This is a genomic window from Streptomyces sp. NPDC049954 (assembly GCF_040656295.1).
GTDB lineage: Bacteria > Actinomycetota > Actinomycetes > Streptomycetales > Streptomycetaceae > Streptomyces.
The window spans coordinates 601,895-620,739 of sequence record NZ_JBFALS010000003.1; the positions used below are offsets into that span (position 1 = coordinate 601,895).

The 18,845-nt window shown below is 69.4% G+C and carries 17 protein-coding genes, 1 tRNA gene and 1 pseudogene; 13 read left to right on the plus strand and 6 right to left on the minus strand.

The genetic code is table 11. From position 1 onward, the window contains the following. Positions 1-57 precede the first annotated feature (57 nt). From AB0J21_RS09085 to AB0J21_RS09105, 5 genes are all read left to right on the plus strand, one after another. A complete protein-coding gene (locus AB0J21_RS09085) occupies positions 58-516 on the plus strand; it encodes a peroxiredoxin (RefSeq protein ID WP_363145170.1) in 459 nt (152 codons plus the stop codon). A 172-nt stretch (positions 517-688) separates the two neighbouring features. After that, positions 689-1,264 carry a TerD family protein gene (locus AB0J21_RS09090; RefSeq protein ID WP_363145171.1) on the plus strand — a complete coding sequence of 192 codons (576 nt, stop codon included), beginning with the start codon at positions 689-691 and terminating at the stop codon, positions 1,262-1,264. 264 nt (positions 1,265-1,528) lie between these two features. Further along, positions 1,529-2,104, plus strand: coding sequence for a TerD family protein (locus AB0J21_RS09095; RefSeq protein ID WP_363145172.1), 576 nt, complete (start codon positions 1,529-1,531; stop codon positions 2,102-2,104). A 74-nt stretch (positions 2,105-2,178) separates the two neighbouring features. Continuing rightward, complete coding sequence (locus tag AB0J21_RS09100; RefSeq protein ID WP_363145173.1) at positions 2,179-3,306, plus strand: DUF475 domain-containing protein; 1,128 nt, start codon at positions 2,179-2,181, stop codon at positions 3,304-3,306. A 176-nt stretch (positions 3,307-3,482) separates the two neighbouring features. Beyond that, positions 3,483-4,217, plus strand: coding sequence for a Tellurium resistance (locus tag AB0J21_RS09105; protein WP_363145174.1), 735 nt, complete (start codon positions 3,483-3,485; stop codon positions 4,215-4,217). Between the two features lie 18 nt (positions 4,218-4,235). On the opposite strand, the gene AB0J21_RS09110 is transcribed toward AB0J21_RS09105, so the two are convergent. Further along, entirely contained in the window at positions 4,236-5,282 is a 1,047-nt protein-coding gene (locus tag AB0J21_RS09110) for a TerD family protein (protein ID WP_363145175.1), read from the minus strand. 185 nt (positions 5,283-5,467) lie between these two features. Between AB0J21_RS09110 and AB0J21_RS09115 the strand changes: the two genes are divergently transcribed. The 3 genes from AB0J21_RS09115 (at position 5,468) to AB0J21_RS09125 (ending at position 10,492) form a co-directional block, all read left to right on the plus strand. Continuing rightward, the gene (locus AB0J21_RS09115; RefSeq protein WP_363145236.1) at positions 5,468-6,628 is read left to right on the plus strand and encodes an HpcH/HpaI aldolase/citrate lyase family protein; all 1,161 of its coding nucleotides are present in this window, start codon (positions 5,468-5,470) and stop codon (positions 6,626-6,628) included. Between the two features lie 253 nt (positions 6,629-6,881). Continuing rightward, a complete protein-coding gene (locus AB0J21_RS09120; protein WP_363145176.1) occupies positions 6,882-9,476 on the plus strand; it encodes a phosphoribosyltransferase in 2,595 nt (864 codons plus the stop codon). Positions 9,477-9,727: 251 nt separating this feature from the next. Continuing rightward, the gene (locus AB0J21_RS09125; protein WP_363145177.1) at positions 9,728-10,492 is read left to right on the plus strand and encodes an HAD family hydrolase; all 765 of its coding nucleotides are present in this window, start codon (positions 9,728-9,730) and stop codon (positions 10,490-10,492) included. A 100-nt stretch (positions 10,493-10,592) separates the two neighbouring features. Here the strand turns inward: AB0J21_RS09125 and AB0J21_RS09130 are convergent. Then, positions 10,593-11,075: pseudogene (locus tag AB0J21_RS09130) on the minus strand (DedA family protein); the annotation flags it as partial. A 171-nt stretch (positions 11,076-11,246) separates the two neighbouring features. On the opposite strand from AB0J21_RS09130, the gene AB0J21_RS09135 reads away from it, so the two are divergent. After that, positions 11,247-12,377, plus strand: coding sequence for a histidine kinase (locus tag AB0J21_RS09135; protein WP_363145178.1), 1,131 nt, complete (start codon positions 11,247-11,249; stop codon positions 12,375-12,377). Continuing rightward, positions 12,368-13,012 (plus strand): response regulator transcription factor, encoded by a 645-nt coding sequence (locus AB0J21_RS09140; RefSeq protein ID WP_363145179.1) that lies wholly within the window; start codon positions 12,368-12,370, stop codon positions 13,010-13,012. The genes AB0J21_RS09135 and AB0J21_RS09140 overlap by 10 nt, the downstream gene beginning before the upstream one ends. A 229-nt stretch (positions 13,013-13,241) precedes the next feature. Here AB0J21_RS09140 and AB0J21_RS09145 read toward each other — a convergent pair whose 3' ends face one another. Together AB0J21_RS09145 and AB0J21_RS09150 are read right to left on the minus strand one after the other, a co-directional pair. Beyond that, positions 13,242-13,460: a zinc ribbon domain-containing protein gene (locus AB0J21_RS09145; RefSeq protein WP_363145180.1), complete on the minus strand. Its 219-nt coding sequence runs from the start codon at positions 13,458-13,460 to the stop codon at positions 13,242-13,244. Positions 13,461-14,150: 690 nt separating this feature from the next. Then, positions 14,151-15,548 carry a hypothetical protein gene (locus AB0J21_RS09150; RefSeq protein WP_363145181.1) on the minus strand — a complete coding sequence of 466 codons (1,398 nt, stop codon included), beginning with the start codon at positions 15,546-15,548 and terminating at the stop codon, positions 14,151-14,153. A gap of 281 nt (positions 15,549-15,829) precedes the next feature. On the opposite strand from AB0J21_RS09150, the gene AB0J21_RS09155 reads away from it, so the two are divergent. Further along, positions 15,830-15,901, plus strand: a tRNA-Val gene (locus AB0J21_RS09155). 397 nt (positions 15,902-16,298) lie between these two features. Here AB0J21_RS09155 and AB0J21_RS09160 read toward each other — a convergent pair. After that, positions 16,299-16,658: a hypothetical protein gene (locus AB0J21_RS09160; RefSeq protein WP_363145182.1), complete on the minus strand. Its 360-nt coding sequence runs from the start codon at positions 16,656-16,658 to the stop codon at positions 16,299-16,301. Between the two features lie 167 nt (positions 16,659-16,825). Between AB0J21_RS09160 and AB0J21_RS09165 the strand changes: the two genes are divergently transcribed. Beyond that, a complete protein-coding gene (locus tag AB0J21_RS09165; protein ID WP_363145183.1) occupies positions 16,826-17,056 on the plus strand; it encodes a DUF2277 domain-containing protein in 231 nt (76 codons plus the stop codon). 25 nt (positions 17,057-17,081) lie between these two features. On the opposite strand, the gene AB0J21_RS09170 is transcribed toward AB0J21_RS09165, so the two are convergent. Then, positions 17,082-17,693, minus strand: a complete 612-nt coding sequence (locus AB0J21_RS09170) for a VTT domain-containing protein (protein WP_363145184.1) — start codon at positions 17,691-17,693, stop codon at positions 17,082-17,084. A gap of 605 nt (positions 17,694-18,298) precedes the next feature. Between AB0J21_RS09170 and AB0J21_RS09175 the strand changes: the two genes are divergently transcribed. Continuing rightward, positions 18,299-18,766 carry a superoxide dismutase family protein gene (locus tag AB0J21_RS09175; protein WP_363145185.1) on the plus strand — a complete coding sequence of 156 codons (468 nt, stop codon included), beginning with the start codon at positions 18,299-18,301 and terminating at the stop codon, positions 18,764-18,766. The last annotated feature ends 79 nt before the right edge of the window (positions 18,767-18,845 follow it).

Sequence of the window (18,845 nt, forward strand, 5' to 3'; positions counted from 1 at the left end):
CGGTCACGGGCCCGCGAGGGCCCGCACGTGGTTCTACACCCGAAGGGATCGGCACCCATGGCGATCGAGGCAGGCACCCCGGCTCCGGACTTCGAACTGAAGGACAACCACGGCAGGAGCGTCAAGCTCTCCGACTTCCGCGGTGAGAAGAACGTGGTCCTGCTCTTCTTCCCCTTCGCGTTCACCGGGGTCTGCACCGGAGAGCTGTGCGCCCTGCGCGACGAGCTCCCCTCCTTCGTCAACGACGACACCCAGCTGCTCGCGGTCTCCAACGACTCCATGCACAGCCTGCGCGTCTTCGGGGAGCAGGAGGGTCTCGAATACCCGCTGCTGTCCGACTTCTGGCCGCACGGCGAGGTTTCGCGGGCCTACGGCGTCTTCGACGAGGACAAGGGCTGCGCGGTGCGCGGCACCTTCATCATCGACAAGGAGGGCGTGGTGCGCTGGACGGTCGTCAACGACCTGCCCGACGCCCGCGATCTCAACGAGTACGTGAAGGCCCTCGGAGCGCTCTGACCAGCCACTTCGCGTCATCTGCGGTCCTGGACACCCGACATCCGGTGCCCTCGGGACGAAGAGTCTGTTTTGGCCGGGAACCGGTCACTAGTATCCACACGTTGATCCGGTACCAACGCACGATGGGGGCGTTCGGCTCTCGCCACCCCCTCGAAACCTATTGGGAGGAACCGTGGGAGTCAGCCTCAGCAAGGGCGGCAACGTCTCGCTGACCAAGGAGGCCCCGGGCCTGACCGCGGTCACCGTCGGTCTGGGCTGGGACGTCCGTACCACCACCGGCACGGACTTCGACCTCGACGCGAGCGCCATCCTCACCGGCGCCGACGGCAAGGTCAGCGGCGACCAGAACTTCGTCTTCTTCAACAACCTCAAGAGCCCCGACGGCTCCGTCGAGCACACCGGCGACAACATCACCGGTGAGGGCGAGGGGGACGACGAGCAGATCAAGGTCAACCTCGCGACGGTCCCCGCCGACGTCGACAAGATCGTCTTCCCGGTGTCCATCTACGACGCCGAGAACCGGCAGCAGTCCTTCGGCCAGGTCCGCAACGCCTTCATCCGTGTCGTGAACCAGGCCGGGGAGCAGGAACTCGCCCGGTACGACCTCTCCGAGGACGCCTCCACCGAGACCGCCATGGTCTTCGGCGAGCTGTACCGCAACGGAGCCGAGTGGAAGTTCCGCGCCATCGGCCAGGGGTACGCCTCCGGCCTGCGCGGTATCGCCCAGGACTTCGGCGTCAACGTCTGAGGTACGGGCCGTCCGGCCGCCACGACCGCGGTCCGGGCGGCGGTCCCGTGTGCCGTACCCGGGTCCCGCTCGGCCAGGTGCCGACCGGGGCCCGGGGCCGTCCCGGGCCGCCGCCGCTCCGGCCGCCACGTACACCTGCCCCTCCCGTGCGCACCTCTGTCCACCGGGCCTCGTTTCCCGGCGTTCGGGGGTGAGGGGGCCCGGGGTAGGTCACAGCAGCGGGGGAGCACACGGGCCCCCTCACCCCCGGAGAGGAATACGCAGATGGGTGTCACGCTCGCCAAGGGAGGCAATGTCTCCCTCTCCAAAGCCGCTCCGAACCTCGCCCAGGTCCTCGTGGGTCTCGGCTGGGACGCCCGCTCCACCACTGGCGCGCCCTTCGACCTGGACGCCAGCGCCCTGCTGTGTTCCGCGGGACGCGTCATGGGCGACCAGTGGTTCGTCTTCTACAACAACCTGAAGAGCCCGGACGATTCGGTGGAGCACACCGGGGACAATCTCACCGGTGAGGGTGAAGGCGACGACGAGTCGCTGATCGTGGATCTCACCAAGGTGCCGGCCGAGTGCGACAAGATCGTCTTCCCGGTCTCGATCCATGAGGCCGACAATCGAGGTCAGACCTTCGGGCAGGTCAGCAACGCCTTCATCCGGGTCGTGAACCAGGCGGACGGTCAGGAACTCGCGCGATACGACCTGTCGGAGGACGCCTCGACCGAGACGGCGATGATCTTCGGCGAGGTCTACCGGTACGGGACGGAATGGAAGTTCCGTGCTGTGGGACAGGGGTATGCGTCAGGCCTGCGCGGTATCGCTCTAGACTTCGGGGTCAACGTTTCGTAAAGCCGGTCACGGCGCGGGGGAGACCCTCCTCCAGACTCCGTCCGGGGGGATCTCTCCATACGATTGGGTAAGCAGTGCTACTGAAAACCTTCGGCTGGTCCTTCGTGATCACGGCCCTCGGCCTGGTCGCGGCGGTGTTCTACGGGGGGTGGACCGCGTTCGGGGTCGTGGCGATCCTGGTCGTCCTGGAGATCTCGCTCTCCTTCGACAACGCGGTGATCAACGCCGGAATCCTCAAGAAGATGAACGCATTCTGGCAGAAGATCTTCCTGACGATCGGTGTGCTGATCGCCGTGTTCGGCATGCGGCTGGTCTTCCCCGTTCTCATCGTGTCCGTCAGCGCCAAGATCGGCCCCTATTCGGCCGTCGACCTGGCGATCAATGACAAGGACCGCTATCAGGAACTGGTGACCGACGCGCACCCGTCGATCGCCGCGTTCGGCGGGATGTTCCTGCTGATGATCTTCCTTGACTTCATTTTCGAGGACCGGGACATCCAGTGGCTCAAGTGGATCGAGCGCCCGCTGGCCAAGCTCGGCAAGGTCGAGATGCTCTCGGTCTGCATCGCCCTCATCGTGCTGCTCGTCAGCTCCATGACCTTCGCCGCCCATGCCCACCAGCACGGAGGCGTCCACGAGGACAAGGGGCAGACCGTCCTGATCGCCGGGATCGCGGGTCTCATCACGTATCTCGTGGTGGGCGGGCTCTCCGGTTTCTTCGAGAACAAGCTGGAGGAGGAAGAGGAGGCCGAGGAGGAGGCGGAGAAGGCCGCCAGGCGTCAGGGCAAGCCGGTGATACTGCTCGCCGGACGCGCCGCCTTCTTCATGTTCCTGTACCTCGAAGTCCTCGACGCCTCCTTCTCCTTCGACGGAGTCATCGGCGCCTTCGCCATCACCAACGACATCGTGCTGATGGCGCTGGGCCTGGGCATCGGGGCCATGTACGTCAGGTCCCTGACCGTCTACCTGGTCCGTCAGGGCACCCTGGACGACTACGTCTACCTCGAACACGGCGCGCACTACGCGATCGGGGCGCTCGCCATCCTTCTGCTGGTGACCATTCAGTACGAGATCCCCGAGGTCATCACCGGGCTCATCGGCGTCGTGCTGATCGCCCTGTCGTTCTGGTCCTCGGTCCGGCGCAACCGGACCCTGACGGCGCAGGGCGAGCAGCCCGTCATGGACAAGACCGAGGTCTCCTGACACCCGCGGGGCCGCCGCGGCCAGGTTGCGGCGGGCCTGACCGAGACCGGTGCCCGGCCGGGGTGTGAGCCGGACCCGGGTGAGGAACGCTCTGAACGGGGCGGTCATGAGGGGAAGTCCCCTCCTGGCCGCCCCGTGGAGTGTGATGTGGCCGAACGGGACTTGTGGGGGTGGGGATGTCCTTTCTGGACGGACTGTTTCGCGGCAAGGCCGCGGAATTCGACAGCGGCAGCGCGTCGAACAATGCGATCGAACTGACCAAACGGAGTCCGGCGATTTCGCTCACCAAGCAGGGAGCGGCCACCGGAAACCTCCGGGTCAACCTGTCCTGGCGCATGCGGACTTCCGACATCGGCGGTCCCAAGCGCAGCAGCGGTTCACTGCGGCATCCGCTCAAGTTCTTCCAGCCCGAGGTGGTCCAGGCACACACCCAGGGGGTCGTGAACGTCGACCTGGACCTCGGCTGCCTCTACGAACTCGCCGACGGCACCAAGGGGGTGGTGCAGCCCCTCGGGAACTTCTTCGGCGACCTGAACTCGCCGCCCTTCGTGAAACTCAGCGGGGACGACCGGTTCGGTTCCGCCTCGGGCGAGACCGTTTACGTCAACCTCGACCAACGGGACGCCATCAAGCGGCTTCTGGTCTTCGTCTACATCTACGACCAGACGCCGGCCTTCGACCGGACGCATGCCTTGGTGACGCTCTATCCGAGCAACGGGCCGCGCGTCGAGATCAACCTCGACGAACGGGCCCCGCAGGCCCGGTCCTGCGCGGTGTTCCGGATGGACAATCTCAAGGGCGAGATCGTCGTCCACCGCGAGGTCAGGTTCGTCTACGGGTTTCAGGAGGAACTGGACCGGCTCTACGGCTGGGGGCTCCAGTGGGGCAGGGGCTTCAAGCCCAAGGTCTGAACACCGAAGCCCGTGGCTTCACCGGTTCAGGAATTGCGGCCCCATCGGCGGAAGAACGAACGCGGGCTCCGGCGCCGGGCCCACCGGCTGCGGATAGCCGTAGCCGGACTGCGGCGCGTGCGCCGGCGGCTCCTGCACGGCTCCCGTCGGATATCCGTATGCCGGGGCCGGGGCCGGGGCCGGGGCCGGGGCCGGGGCCGGGGCGGAGACGGGCGCCGGCGGGTGCGGAACGCTCGCGGGCGGCGCCTGCGGGTAGCCGTAGCCGGGCTGGGCGGGGGACGGGAGAGGGGCGGCCGGAGCGGGATACGGGCTGTTCCGGGGCGGAAGCTGCGGCGGGTCCAGGTGGGGCGGTGTGAAGGGCTGTTGGAGCGGTTCGGTGACCGCGGCCGAGTCCTGGCCCGGGCCTCGCCCCGGCGTCTGCCACGCGGCTTCCCCCGAGACCGCGCTGGGCTGCGGCGAGGCCGGCGCCGAGGGATGTCCCGTCTCGTCCGGGGGGCCGGCGTCCGGCTCGGCGTCCGGAGCGGACTCGTCGACCATGATCCCGAAGTCGGTCGCCAGGCCGATCAGACCGTTGGAGTAGCCCTCACCCAGGGCCCGGAACTTCCAGTCCGTCCTGCGCCGGTACAGCTCCCCGCAGATCAGCGCCGTCTCCGCACCGGTCTCCGGCCGTACGTCGAAGGAGGCGTACGGTTCCCCGTCGGGCGCCGCCGCGTCGTAGAGCAGGACCCGCAGGTCTCGCACCCCCTCGAACGGCTGGTTCTCAGCGGAGGCCACGATGAGCACACGGTGCACGGCCGGGTCGATCGCCGCCAGATTCGCCTGGATGGTGTCGCTGACCCCGTCTGGCAGTCGTCGCTTGCCCAGACTCCACACCGTGCCCGAGGGGTGCCTCGGCTGGTTGTAGAAGACGAAGTCCTCGTCCGAACGCACACGGCCCTCGGCGTCGAGCAGCAGAGCCGAGGCGTCGACCACCTCTCCGCCCGGCCCCGGGGCCCAGCGCACGACGGCTCGAACCGCCGTGGCTTCGAGCGGTACGTTCGACCCCTTCAGCATCGCGTGCGTCATGCGGTCATCCTGCCTTCCCGAAGTGGCCGCGGACAACGCGGGTGGGCCTGGTCGCTTTCCGCCCCGATCACATGACGCGAGCGGGTTACCTGAATTTCACCCCCCTCGGGAACCTTGGACACAGCTTTCTACGTACTATTACCGGCCACCCTTATTCGAACAGTCCCGCCATGCAGGGGAGTCAAATGCGTCATTTTGGGCATATAGCCCCTGCGGAACGGGAGCGACTCTTCCACAGGGAGCCGGTCACCTTCACCGCCGACTCCTCGCCCCGAACCCTGGCGGCAGCCCTCGGCGCCACCCTCTACAGCCCGGCCACCCGCCTCCACCTCGCCGAAGACGTACGCAAACAGGCCGGGCGCGGGGTCGTCTCCATGGTGCTGTGCCTGGAGGACTCCATCAGCGACGCCGACGTGCCCGCTGCGGAGGACAACCTCGTGCGGCAGTTCGCCGAACTGGACGGGCGAGCGGCCGAACTCCCCCTTCTGTTCGTCCGGGTCCGCACCCCGGAACAGATCACGGAACTGACCCGCCGCCTCGGCTCCTCGGTCCGTCTGCTGTCCGGCTTCGTGCTGCCCAAGTTCACCGAGGGACGCGGCGTCAAGTTCCTGGAAGCTCTCCGCGCCGCCGAAGCCGAGAGCGGGCACCGGCTCTACGCCATGCCCGTCCTCGAATCCCCCGAACTGCTCCACCTGGAGACCAGACGGGAGACCCTGGCCGGCATCGCCCGTACCGTCGGCAGCTACCGCGGCAGCGTGCTCGCGCTCCGGCTCGGCGTCACCGACTTCTGCTCCGCCTACGGACTGCGCAGACCCCCCGACATGACCGCTTACGACGTCCACATCGTCGCCTCCGTCATCGCCGACGTCGTCAACGTCCTCGGCCGGTCGGACGGCACGGGATTCACCGTCACCGGACCTGTCTGGGAGTACTTCAAGGTCCAGGAGCGCATGTTCAAGCCCCAACTGCGGCGCAGCCCGTTCCTCGGCGAGGCCGAGGAACTGCGCACCTCGCTCATCGAGCACGACATGGACGGCCTCCTGCGCGAGATCGAACTCGACCGCGCCAACGGTCTGCTCGGCAAGACCTGCATCCACCCCTCCCACGTCGCCCCCGTGCACGCGCTGTCCGTCGTGAGCCATGAGGAGTACAGCGACGCGCAGGACGTCCTGCGCCCCGAACGCGACGGCGGCGGGGTGATGCGTTCCTCGTACACCAACAAGATGAACGAGGTGAAGCCGCACCGCGCCTGGGCCGAACGCACCCTCCAGCGCGCGGAGGTCTTCGGCGTCGCCCGGGCCGGTATCGACTTCGTGGACCTGCTCGCGGCAGGACTCCCCGACTGAACCATTCGGCCGAGGTCACACAACGAACCGAGGCGCCCGGTACGCCCCGCAAGGCGCCACGGACCGCTGGAACCACGCCCGGCCGCCGATGCAGCGGCGAAGGACGGAGGCACCAGGGCTTCGGTAAGGCCGCGACCCACCGGCACGAGCTGAACGACCAGGCAAGGCGACCGGGCCGGGCGCCCAGGACTTCCGAGCAGGACCGCCGCCGGAGCAGAAGCGACGGCGGACAACCAGGAAAGAGACGAACGACGTGGTGTGGACCGGGACATGGGTCGCCGAGCGACTCGGAGTGGAGATCACCGGTGACACGGGGATCAAGGACCTGCTGGGACTCGCCCTGCGCCGCAACCCCAAACGCGCCCACTTGCTGGTCTCCCATGTCCTCGGCAAGCACGTCCCCCAGTCGCCCCGGGTGATACGGGCCCACGGCCTCGCGCTCGGCGAACGGGTCCGTGCTCTCCTCGGCCCGGAGGCGGACCGCGCCACCGTCCTCGGCTACGCGGAAACGGCCACCGGGCTCGGCCACTGCGTCGCCGACGGCCTGGTCAGGGCCCCCTATCTCCACTCCACCCGTCGCCCCGTCCCGGGTGTTCCACGGGCCGCCGGCTTCGAGGAGTCCCACTCGCACGCCACCACGCATCTGCTCCTGCCCGAAGACACGGCGCTGCTCTTCGGGAGCCACCACGGTGCGCCCGCCATCGGTGCGAGCGCCGCCGACGGCTCGGCAACGGACAGCAGTGAGGCCACGGAGCCGGGGCCGCTGGTCCTGGTCGACGACGAGTTCTCCACCGGCACCACCGTGCTCAACACCATTCGCGCCCTGCACGCCCTGCGGCCCCGCGCCCACTACGTGATCGTGGCGCTCACCGACATGCGCGCCCCGGAGGACCGGGACCGGCTCGACGCGTTCTCCCGCGAAACGGGCGCCCGCGTCGATCTCGTGGCCGCGGTGACCGGAACCGTGCGGCTTCCCGTCGGAGTCCTCGAAGCCGGCCGGGCTCTCGTCCTTGAGCACGAGGCGCGCACCGCCGGGGCGGCTGCCGCAGGCCTCGGGCCCCAGGGAAGCGGGACGGCTGAGGGGCGCGTCCCCCCGGCCCGAAGCCCGGGCCTCCGCGAGGACGCGGACGAGGACGGTTTGCGGGCCGACTCGGGCGGGCCGCGCCAGGGGGGTGTCCTCCGGATCGCTCTCGACTGGCCGCGCGGCCTCCCCGACGGCGGCCGGCACGGATTCACCCCCGCCCATCGCGACCGGCTCGAAAAGGCTCTCCCGAAGCTCGCGCGGCAGCTCGCCGAAGCCGTTGGTAACGCGAGACGCGTTCTTGTCCTCGGCACCGAGGAACTCATGTACGCGCCCCTGCGGCTCGCCTCCGCGCTGGAGGACCGCACGGACGCGGAGGTCTGCTTCTCCACCACCACCCGCTCGCCCGTCCTCGCCGTGGACGATCCCGGCTACGCGATCCGCACCGCCATCGTGTTCCCGGCGCACGACACCCCCGCCGACGGCCCGGGCCCCCGTTACGCCTACAACGTGGCGGGCGCCGGCTTCGACGCCGTGGTGGTCGTCACCGACTCCACGGGCGACACCCCCGGACTCCGCGCCCCTGACGGGCTCCTGGCCGAGCTTGCCCGGCACACCGGGCGCGTGTGCCTGGCCGTCATCCCCTCGTATGTTCCCGACCACCCCGCAGGACGTGGACAACTGATGCTGCCCGAGCCCCTCCGAGGCCCCGCCTTCTCCTCTTACGCCCCTGAGGACGTGGGCTGGCTGCTCCAGGATCTTTCCGACGTCGCGCTCGAGGCGCCGACGGAGGAGCGCGAGGAGGCCGTGCAGAACGGAGGCGCGCACTACGCCGAGTCGCTCCCGGTCGAGTACCAGCCGAGCCCCGCGTACCAGCAGCTCTACCAGTCGGCCCTCGCTTCCTCCGCCGGACGCGTCGCCGAAGCGGTGGGTACCGTCACCGAGGCCGTGCTCGCCGAGCGTTCCGCCCGTCCGGTGCTGGTGTCGCTCGCACGAGCCGGCACCCCGGTCGGCGTCCTGATGCGGCGCTGGGCCCAGGAGCGGCACGGCCTCGACCTGCCCCACTACGCCGTGTCGATCGTGCGGGGGCGCGGCATCGACGCGAACGCCCTGCGCTGGCTGGCCGCCCACCACGATCCCGCCGACATCGTCTTCGTCGACGGCTGGACGGGCAAGGGCGCCATCACCCGTGAACTCGCCGAGGCCATAGCCCCGTTCGGGAATTTCAACCCCGAGATCGCCGTACTCGCCGACCCGGGCTCCTGCGTCCGTACCTTCGGCACCCGCGAGGACTTCCTCATCCCTTCCGCCTGCCTCAACTCCACGGTCTCCGGGCTCGTCTCGCGCACCGTGCTGCGTGCGGACCTGGTGGGCCCCCACGACTTCCACGGGGCGAAGTACTACCGCGATCTCGCCTCCGCCGACGTCTCCCGCGCCTTCCTCGACACAGTCGCCGCGCGCTTCCCGGAGGCCACCGGAGCGGTCGACCGACGAGTCGTGAACCTCCTCGCCACCGACCGGACCCCCACCTGGGAAGGCTGGGCCGCCGTCGAAAGGCTCAGCACGGAGTACGGCATCCACGACGTCAACCTCGTCAAGCCGGGCGTGGGTGAGACCACACGGGTGCTGCTGCGCCGGGTCCCCTGGCGGGTTGTCGCGCGTCGCGGAGCCGGCGCCGATCTGGACCACATCCGGTTGCTCGCGGAACAGCGCGACGTACCGGTCGAAGAGGTCGACGACCTCCCCTACAGCTGCGTCGGACTCATCCACCCCCGCTTCACGCGCGGGGCCACCGGGGCCGACGGAAAGGCCGTGAGCACGCTGTGACCTCCGCCCCCTCCGCCTCCAACGAGCCCACCACCGCGAACTCCTCATCCCTTTCTCCTGATTCTCCTGACGCGTCACCAACCCAGGCTGTCCTCGCAGACCGGGGCGGGGCCCGGGCGCCGGCGAGGGGTACGGCGGGTGCCGGACCGGGAGCCACGGCCGTCCGGCCTGCTTCGGGGGCCAGGCCCACCCTGATCGCCAGCGACCTCGACCGCACACTCATCTACTCGGCGGCCGCCCTCGATCTCCGCATGCCCGACGCACAGGCTCCCCGCCTCTTGTGCGTCGAGACCTACCAGCACCAGCCGCTCTCCTACATGACCGAGACCGCGGCCACCCTGCTCACCGAACTCGCCAGCAGCTCCTTCTTCGTGCCCACCACGACCCGCACCCGCGAGCAGTACGCGCGCATCCAACTCCCCGGTCCGTCACCCCACTACGCGATCTGCGCCAACGGCGGTCATGTACTGGTCGACGGTGTGAGCGATCCGCGGTGGCAGCGGACGGTGCGGTCCGCGCTGATCGAGGAATCGGCTCCACTGGACGAGGTACGTCGCCATCTCCTCTCCCGGACCCACCCCGACTGGCTGCTCAAGGAACGCGTGGCCGAGGAATTGTTCGTCTACCTCGTGGTGGACCGCGATCGCCTTCCCACCGGCTGGACCGAGGAACTGTCCGACTGGGCGGCCGCCCACGGCTGGACGGTGTCGCTCCAGGGCAGAAAGGTCTACGCCGTCCCACGCCCCCTCACGAAGAGCGCGGCACTGCGCGAGGTCGCGGAGAGGACCGGAGCGGGCCTCACCCTCGCGGCCGGCGACTCCCTTCTGGACGCCGACCTCCTGGAGGCCGCCGATCTGGCCTGGCGGCCGGGACACGGAGAGCTGGCACAGCAGGACTGGCACGCTCCACGGGTGACCCCCCTGGCGGCCAGCGGGGTTCTCGCAGGGGAAGAGATCCTTCGTCGCTTCGCCCACGCCGCTTCCCGCGCCCGCGCCGCAGCACCCGCACGAGAATAAAACCGAGCACCGTGGCGACGGCCACGACGAGGACCACCGCCGAGTACGCCGAGACGTAGCCCGAGACCTGTTCCCAGTTCTCGCCCAAGCTGTAACCAGCAAGAACAAAGAGGGTGTTCCACAGCGCGCTGCCGAGCGTCGTGAGGGACAGGAAGACCGGCAACGGCATCCGCTCGATCCCGGCAGGTATGGATATGAGGCTACGGAAGACGGGAATCATCCGGCCGAGGAGTACCGCCTTCGTGCCGTGCCGCGCGAACCAAGCCTCCGTACGCTCGATATCGGCGACCTTCACGAGGGGAAGCCGCGCCGCTGCCGCCACGGTTCTCTCGCGCCCCAGCCAGGCTCCCAGGCCGTAGAGCGCGAGCGCGCCGAGAACGGAGCCGGCCGTCGTCCACACCAGTACGGCCGCCAAGTGCATCTCTCCCGCGCTTGACGCGAAGCCGGCCAGCGGCAGGATGACTTCGCTGGGTAGGGGAGGAAACAGATTCTCCAGGGCGATGGCAAGACCGGCCCCCGGAGCGCCCAGTGTTTCCATGAGTGAGGTGATCCACTGCGGTGCGCTGCTCTCGATCATGTTCATCACGCTAGAGACCCGAACCTGAAGAGGCACTGAAGTGCACCGCAGGATTCACTTGCGGTGCACCGCAGGGTGAAAGTGCGGTCTGCCTCAGGGTGTTCGTTGCTTGTGCCCGGCTAGCGTGCGGGCATGAGATCAGCCGTACGAGGCGGGCGCCGTCTCGCCACAGGAATCATGCTCGGGTCGTTCACAGCCGTCGTCGAGCTGGCTTTTGTCGTGCTGTCCGGCTGCGCCGTCCTCGCGGTGCAGACCTGGCCGTCCGGAAGACGAGCCCTGCTCGCGCGGGTGTTCTCGGGCGCCCGCAGGCTCGTCGAGGTCGAGCGGATCAGGCTCTCCCTCTATATGCGGGCCCCTTCGGCCGGAATGTACGAGGACGGCCGAGCATTCGCCTATCTCGCGGCTCGTTGGCCACTCGGTATTCTCGGTGCCTTTGTACTCGTCGGGGTGTTCGCCGGCCTCCTGATCGGCACCTTGTTCCTCTACATCTGGTTTCTCACCGATGTGCGCTATCCAGGAGACGTGATCCGCACCAGCCTGCTGGGCCTTCTCCTGCTGTTCATGGCGCTGCAAGGGCTGATCGGCGTGAAGACCCTGGAACAGAGGCTCGCGCGAAGGCTTCTGGGCCCGGGGCAACAGGAGCAACTGAAGCGCCGTATCGACCAGCTCTTCAGCAGCCGCGCAGGTGTGGTCGAAGCCGTCCATGAGGAGCGCCGGCGAATCGAGAGAGATCTGCATGACGGAGTGCAGCAACGTCTGGTGGCTCTCGGCATACTCGTCGGCCGCGCTTTGCGTAGTGAGGAGCCGGAACGCATGCGGGAGTTACTGATGCAGGCCCACGCCGAGAGCAGGGAAGCGCTCGTCGATCTCAGGGAGGTCGCTTGGCGGGTCTACCCTCAGGCGCTGGACGAATCCGGTCTTCGCACAGCCCTGGAGACAGTCGCGGAACGTGCGGCGATTCCGGTCAGTGTGGAATGCCGCGTCCGGGGCGAGCCCCCGCAAGCCGTCGCGACCGCCGTCTACTTCGTCGTCTCCGAGGCAGTCACCAACGCGGTCAAGTACTCCGCCGCCCACAGGATCAGGGTCAGAGTCGACGAACAGCCTTCGCGCGTCATCCGTTCCGATGCCGGTGACAGGGGGATGGCACTCCTGGTCACGGTCGAGGACAACGGGAAGGGAGGTGCGAACCCCCACGGCGGGGGACTCATAGGCTTGGCGCAACGGGTGGCCGCCCTGGACGGAAGTCTCGATGTCTGCAGTCCCGTCGGCGGGCCGACCATCATCACAGCGGAGGTGCCGTGCGACTGATTCTCGCCGAGGACTCGACTCTGCTGCGTGAGGGGCTCGTACGCCTCCTCGCCGAAGAGAGTCACACCGTGCTCGCAGCAGTGGGCAGCGCTCCTGAGCTGCTGAAAGAAGTGGAGAAGGAACAGCCCGATGTGGTGATCGCCGACGTGCGCATGCCGCCCAGCCACACGGACGACGGGCTTCGTGCCGCGATGGAGATTCGCGAACGGTGGCCTTCGGTTGGCGTGTTGGTGCTCTCGCAGTACGTCGAGAGGCGGTATGCCGCCGAGCTGATGAAGGGGGACACGGGAGGGGTGGGATACCTCCTCAAGGATCGCGTGGTGCAAATCGACGAATTCCTTGACGCGCTGGAACGTGTGGCGGGCGGCCGGACGGCTTTCGACCCCGAAGTCGTACGGCAGCTACTGGGCAGTGGTAGCCACGGCGACCTGCTCGCGAGGCTCACGGAACGGGAAAGAGCCGTCCTCGCCGAAATGGCGCAGGGCCACACGAACCCGGCGATCGCCGACCGGTTGCACATCTCGCTGAGCGCTGTCGAGAAGCACATCAACGCGATCTTCGACAAGCTGGAACTCACGGGCACCACTGGGTACTCGCGGCGCGTGGTGGCGGTGCTCCGCTACTTGGGAAGCTGACGCGTGTGGTGCGAGGTGTGCGGTGCGGGATACGTGCCGCACCGCGGTCCACGATCCCTTTCGCCGAGTCGTCACGGGGAGGAGAAGAAGAGAGAGGGGGCACCGTAGGCCGGGGGCTGACCGCTGGTCTCAGCGACGAGGGTGGGACGGCCTCAGCGGGAGAACGGCACCGGGCCGCGTGCGACCGGAGACGCCGGTCGCACGGGCCACACGATGCGGGGAATCGGCGTCAGCCGCAGCAGCCGCCACCGCAGCAGCCGCCTCCCCCACCCGCCGGCGCAGATGCGGGAGCGGACGAGGAGCTGCCACCCACGGCCACCGTGGACAGCAGTTTGACCGTGTCGTCGTGGCCCACAGGGCAGGAGGCGGGAGAGGAGGACTCGGACATGGGGCGGCTGAGTTCAAAGGTGTCACCGCAGGACCGGCACCGGTACTCGTATCGAGGCATGGGGACAGCGTAGAGGCAGCGAGGGAGGAAGAGAGGGGAGAGGAGAGGGGTACAGCGGCGCCGCATAGGTGCCAGACCAGCGTGCGCAGGGGTCGGCCCCCACGGGGCGCGACATACGGGGAGGCAAGATTGCCGGAGCCGGAGCCGCGGGGTACGAGGCGCTTGCGGCTGGGGATCGCTGGAGCCGCGTCAGCCGAGGATGTCCGGCCTGTACGGCCCGGATGTGGGTGTCTGTCCTGAGCCGGCTCTTGACGCGACCGAGAGTTGCTTTGTCGAGCTTCTGTCGGTCCGGGCGCCCAGGGACGAGACCGACCGCTGGGCGGCGAGGGGAGTGTGAGACAGGCTTTTGGGCCAACAGCTCCCGGCCGAACCGCATCGAGGCTGTTCGCGACCGTGCGACTCCGCACTCCGAGGCGCTGACCAGGCCGGCCACAAGGAGTGGGGCAGCACGATGCGCCGAGGCATCACCTCTCGGACCATCACGTCGCCCCGACCAATGCCTCTGAGGGGCGCTCGACGGAGAAGGCCCTCCTGATGCCGCACCAGTCGCCGGTGAGGAGCGGCGAGTCACGCACATCGGTACGCCTCAGCAGCAGGCAGCAGGCAGCAGGCAGCAGGCAGCAGGCAGCAGGCAGCAGGCAGCAGGCAGCAGGCAGCAGGCACTGGCGGTCGTGGGTCTGAGTCGTTGGGTCAGCCGGTGGCGCCGCGGTCCTCGCGGATCTGGCTGACGACGCGGGCCACGGTGCGGCGCACGGCCTCTGTCTCGGTGAGGAAGTGCCAGTAGTCGGGGTGTCTGCCGTCCAGGTCCGCTACCGCGCGGTCGAGCCGGGCCACCGAGTCGTCCAGGGGGCGGGCGTGGCGTGGGTCGGGGGTGCTGCGGCCGGCCATCGCGAGGCGTTGGGCGTCACGGATGGCGAAGCGGGTCCGTTCGATCTCCTGCTGGGGGTCTTTGGACACGGAGTTGAGCTGCTGGAGGCGCTCGCCTGCGGCGGAGATCGCTTCGTCGGTGGAGTTGAGAAGGGCGCGGACGGTGCCCAGGCTGCCGGTCGCGTCGGGCCAGCGCTGCTCTTCCCTGGCCTGCTTGGCCTCCTTCAGTTTCTCCCCGGCCTGCCGGAGGCTTGCGTGGGCCTGTTCGGGAACGTGCTGGAGGTCCTGCCAGCACGCGGCGGTGAATCGCCTGCGCAACTCGCTCAGGACGGGTTCGACCTGAGACGACCGTGTGGTGAGCGCCTGGGCGCGGGTGCGCAGCGAGACCAGGCGGCGGTCGATATCGGCCGCGCGCTCGGGGAGTCGCTCCGCTTCGGTGCGTATGGTCTCTGCGTCACGCAGCACGCGGTCCGCGCGTTGCAGCGTCTCCGCGACGCCGTGGCGGCCGGCGCCCTGGTTGAGTTTGGTCAGCTCGGGGCCGAGGGCGGCGAGACGTCCGGCGAGATCGTCGGCTCGCAGCCCGGCGGCGCGCGCGGCGTCGAGCGCGGCGGTCGCGGCGAGAAGGGACTGGCGGGCCCGTTCGACGGCGGGGGCCAGTCGGGCCAGCTGGGTCTCGGCCTTGCCGAGCAGTGGGCCGAGGCTCTCCGAGAAGCGGTCGAGGTCCGCCTTGACCTTCTGCAGTTCGTCCTTGGCGCGGGACAGTTCCTGCTGGGCGCGTATGGCCGTGGAGGAGTCGAGGTCGTCACGGTCGAGGTCGTGGGCGTCGACCGCGTTGATGTACTGACCGCTGGCTTCGTCGATGCGGAGACCGAGGGCGGCGAAGTCCGTGGCCGCACGGCGGCCGGCAGGCGAGTCGTCGACCGCGCCGATGGTCTCTATCGAGATCCGGAGATCCCGCTGTGCGGTGTCCAGCTCGTAGAAGGCGGCCGCTGCGGCGTCCTTCGCGGCTTGCGCCTCCGCCCGCTGGCTCTCGCTGCGGCCCCCGAACCAACGGCGTGTGCCTCCGCCGGCGAAGGCCGCGGGAACGGCGGAGAGCACCACGGGAATCAGCGGCAGGGGGAGGAGGGCGAGAGCCAGTGTTTCGCGGAAAGGAGTCGTCCACGCACGCCTGGGCGGGCGCTGCGCGGTCGGTGTGCACGGCTGCGTGGATGTCGCCGTCACGTATCCCTCTCCAGTGCTGTCATCGCGTGTCCGGCTGCCATTCTCCCACCCGTTAAGAACGAACACACGGGCCCGATGGTTCGCGATCCGACCGTGACCTTCGGCAGGGCGTCCGTCGAGGGACTTCCTCGGGGGCGGCTCTGCGAGCTTCGCGGAGGTGCCGTGACGTGCGGAGGAGAGGGTGGGCGGGCAGGGAAGAGAGGCCGGTCGGGGGGTGGTGTGCGCCGGGTCGGGTGTTTGCCAGGGAGCGGCGGGGGCCATGTAGGCTGTCGACTCGTCCCGGGCGCGTAGCTCAGGGGTAGAGCGTTGCCCTTACAAGGCAAATGTCGGCGGTTCGAAACCGTCCGCGCCCACCGGGAGAAGGACAGTGGTTTCCGTGAGGAATCACTGAGCGAGAGGCCCTCAGTCGTTTCGGCCGGGGGCCTTCGTGTTGCCCGCCGAGATCTCGGACGTCCGTCCAAGGGCTTACCTCTCGGTCGACCGCCCCGGGGCTCGCCCCTCGGCCGTGCCCGCACCCTCGTGCTTCCGCGCCGTCACCTTCCGCATGCATCATCCTGCGCCGTCACGCCGTCACCTTCCGCATGCACCCGCGTCCTCACGCCGTCACGCCTTGACGTAGTCACGTCGGCGCAGCCATCCGCCGCTGGCGCCGTCATCAGCCCGTGGCGTGGCGCATCCCGTGACCCCGCGTCTTCCCTTGGCCCCGTGCCCCTCGCGGCGTCGGCACGGCACGGCACTCGTCCTGCCCGATCACCCCTCGGCTTCGTCGGGGCGGACGTCCTCCGGGCCGGCGGAGGAGTGCTTCAGGCGCATCCGGGCCGATACGACCTCGGTCGGCGCGACCTTCCGCCAGAACGGGTGGGAGGTCACGAGGACGGTGAGTTCGAACTCTCTGGCGCGCAGCTTCTCGACCAGGGCCTGGTCCTCCGTGGTCCAGCCGGGGGAGGCCGGACGCTCCACTTTCCGCCAGCCGTTGTCGTCGCTGAAAGCGTCGAGCGGCGTAACGGACCAGGGAAGTCGTCTGAGCAGGTCGAGCAGCTCCGCCCGCACCTGGTGCAGTTCCTCCTGACCGGAGCGGAGGTCGTCGGGAAAGTCGTAGGTCTCAGCCACACGCGAATAGTACGCCTGTTCGAATTTTCGAAGCGAACGCGGCGTGGCGCGGCGGCTAGGTGGAGATTCAGGAGGGTGCGGCGATGGAGGAGATCCCCGCGGGGCGGCCACCACATTCATTCGAACGTGTGATCGCCAAGCGGGGCTTGCTGGTCCACACTGGAGACATGTGCCGGAGTATCAAGACCCTCCGCCCGCCGGCTCTGCCCGAGCGGGCCACCGACGACGACGTCCGCGCCGCCGCACTGCAGTACGTGCGGAAGGTGTCGGGGTTCCGTGCGCCCGCGGCGCACAACCAGGAAGTGTTCGACCGGGCGGTCGACGAGATCGCCCGGGCCACGCGTGAACTGCTCGACGGGCTGGAGATACGGGGCGCGGCCGGGCGGTCCGGGGGCTGACGGCCGGGGATCGGGGCGGGAAGCGTCAGGAAGTGGGGCTCGGGCGGCGCATCATGAACGCCGCTCCCGCGCCGGCGCCGAACAGTGCGAGCAGGGACACCGCGGTACCGAGCCAGGTGGCGCCGAGCCACTGGCCGCCGAAGTACCCGAGGGCCACGCTGTAGGCCGCCCACGCCACTCCCGCCACGGCGGACCAGGGCAGAAACTCGCGTACCCGGCGGTGGGCGGCCCCGGCGCCGAGGGAGACGACGGAGCGTCCGGCGGGTGCGAAGCGGGCAACCACCACGAGCACCCCGCCGCCCCGGGACAGGGCCCAGCCCAGGCGCTCCTGCGCGGTCGTGAGCCGTCGGGACTTCGCGATGGCCCGGTCGAGCCTGGCGCCGCCGTGCCAGGCGAGCCGGTAGGCGACGAGATCACCGAGGACGGAGGCTGAGGCGGCGCTCAGCGCGAGAGCGAGGACGTCGGGGACCTGGTGGACGTGCGCGGATCCGGTGCTCGTCGCCGCCGCGGCCGTCGCTGCCATGATCACCAGGACGCCGCTGGGCAGCACGGGGAGAAAGACGTCGAACACGACGGAGACGGCGACCACGGCATAAATCCACGGGCTGCCGGTCAGCGGCCCCAGACTTTCGAACACCGAATCTCCCCGGTCATGAACAGCGCCGCGGTGTCGCAGGGGAGCGGCAAGGGCGGTCGGATACCAGCCAGTCAGCGTACGCCGAAGGATCGCTTGAATTTCTCGCAGGGGGCTCATGTGTTCGCTTTGTCACGTTCACCCGCCTGCCGCGTCGGAGCGGCGGCCCGGCCCGGTCTCCCGTACGAACGGATTGACGTGCGGTACCCAACGGGATCAGAGCGAGGAGCTGGAACATGGTGTCAGGAGTGCTCGCCGGGGCTGCGGCCGCGGTCGTGCTGGTGGCGGGCGGTGTCACGGGTCCGGTGGCCGTCGCGGCCGACGTGGGCGGTCCGAGGGTGGCTGACCGGCCGGCGGGCGGTCTGGTGGAAAGCGCCGACGCGGGGCCGGAACTGCGTCCTCGTCCTCGGCCGGTGCTGTCGGGCGGTGCGGGAACGAGTACGAGGGAGGGCATCAGACCCGGTGCGAACGGAACGTCCGGGGCGTCCTCGGCCGCGCTGTTGCGTCCGGTTCCTCTCGCGCGGGGAGGAGGCGCCGGCGCCCCAGCCGGTTCGACGGGTACGGAAGACGCCGGCACGGTCGGACCCGACGGGAGCCACGCGCTGCGCGTGGTGTCACGATTCGCGGAGCCGGGGAAGCAGGGCGCCCAGGCCGGGAGGGGGAGGGCGTTCACGTACGACACCTCGTTGGTGCCCTCGGGGGCGGGCGTGGACGTGGAGCAGCGGACGGACGGTCGCGGCACCACCGTCATCCTGCGGGTCGCGGGGCTGGCGGCCGGCCACGGCTTCGGGGCGCACGTCCACACCGGGACCTGCGCCGCGGACCCTGCAGCGGCGGGCGGTCACTACCAGAACAGACGCGACCCCGAGCAGCCCTCCAAGGACGCCGCCTACGCCAATGAACGCAACGAGGTCTGGTTGGACCTCCGGACGGACGACCGGGGCGCGGGGACGGCGAAGGCCCGGCACACCTGGCACTTCCGGCCGGGTGAGGCGCGGTCCGTGGTGCTGCACGAGGCACCGGGTGGGGCGGGCGAACGGGTCGCCTGCTTCACGGTTCCGTTCCGGGGCCAGTGACCTCGGCGTCGTGGGGGGGGCCGCGGGCACGCGGTTCCCCACGACGCGACGACGCCGGGACGGGGATCGAGCCGCGCCC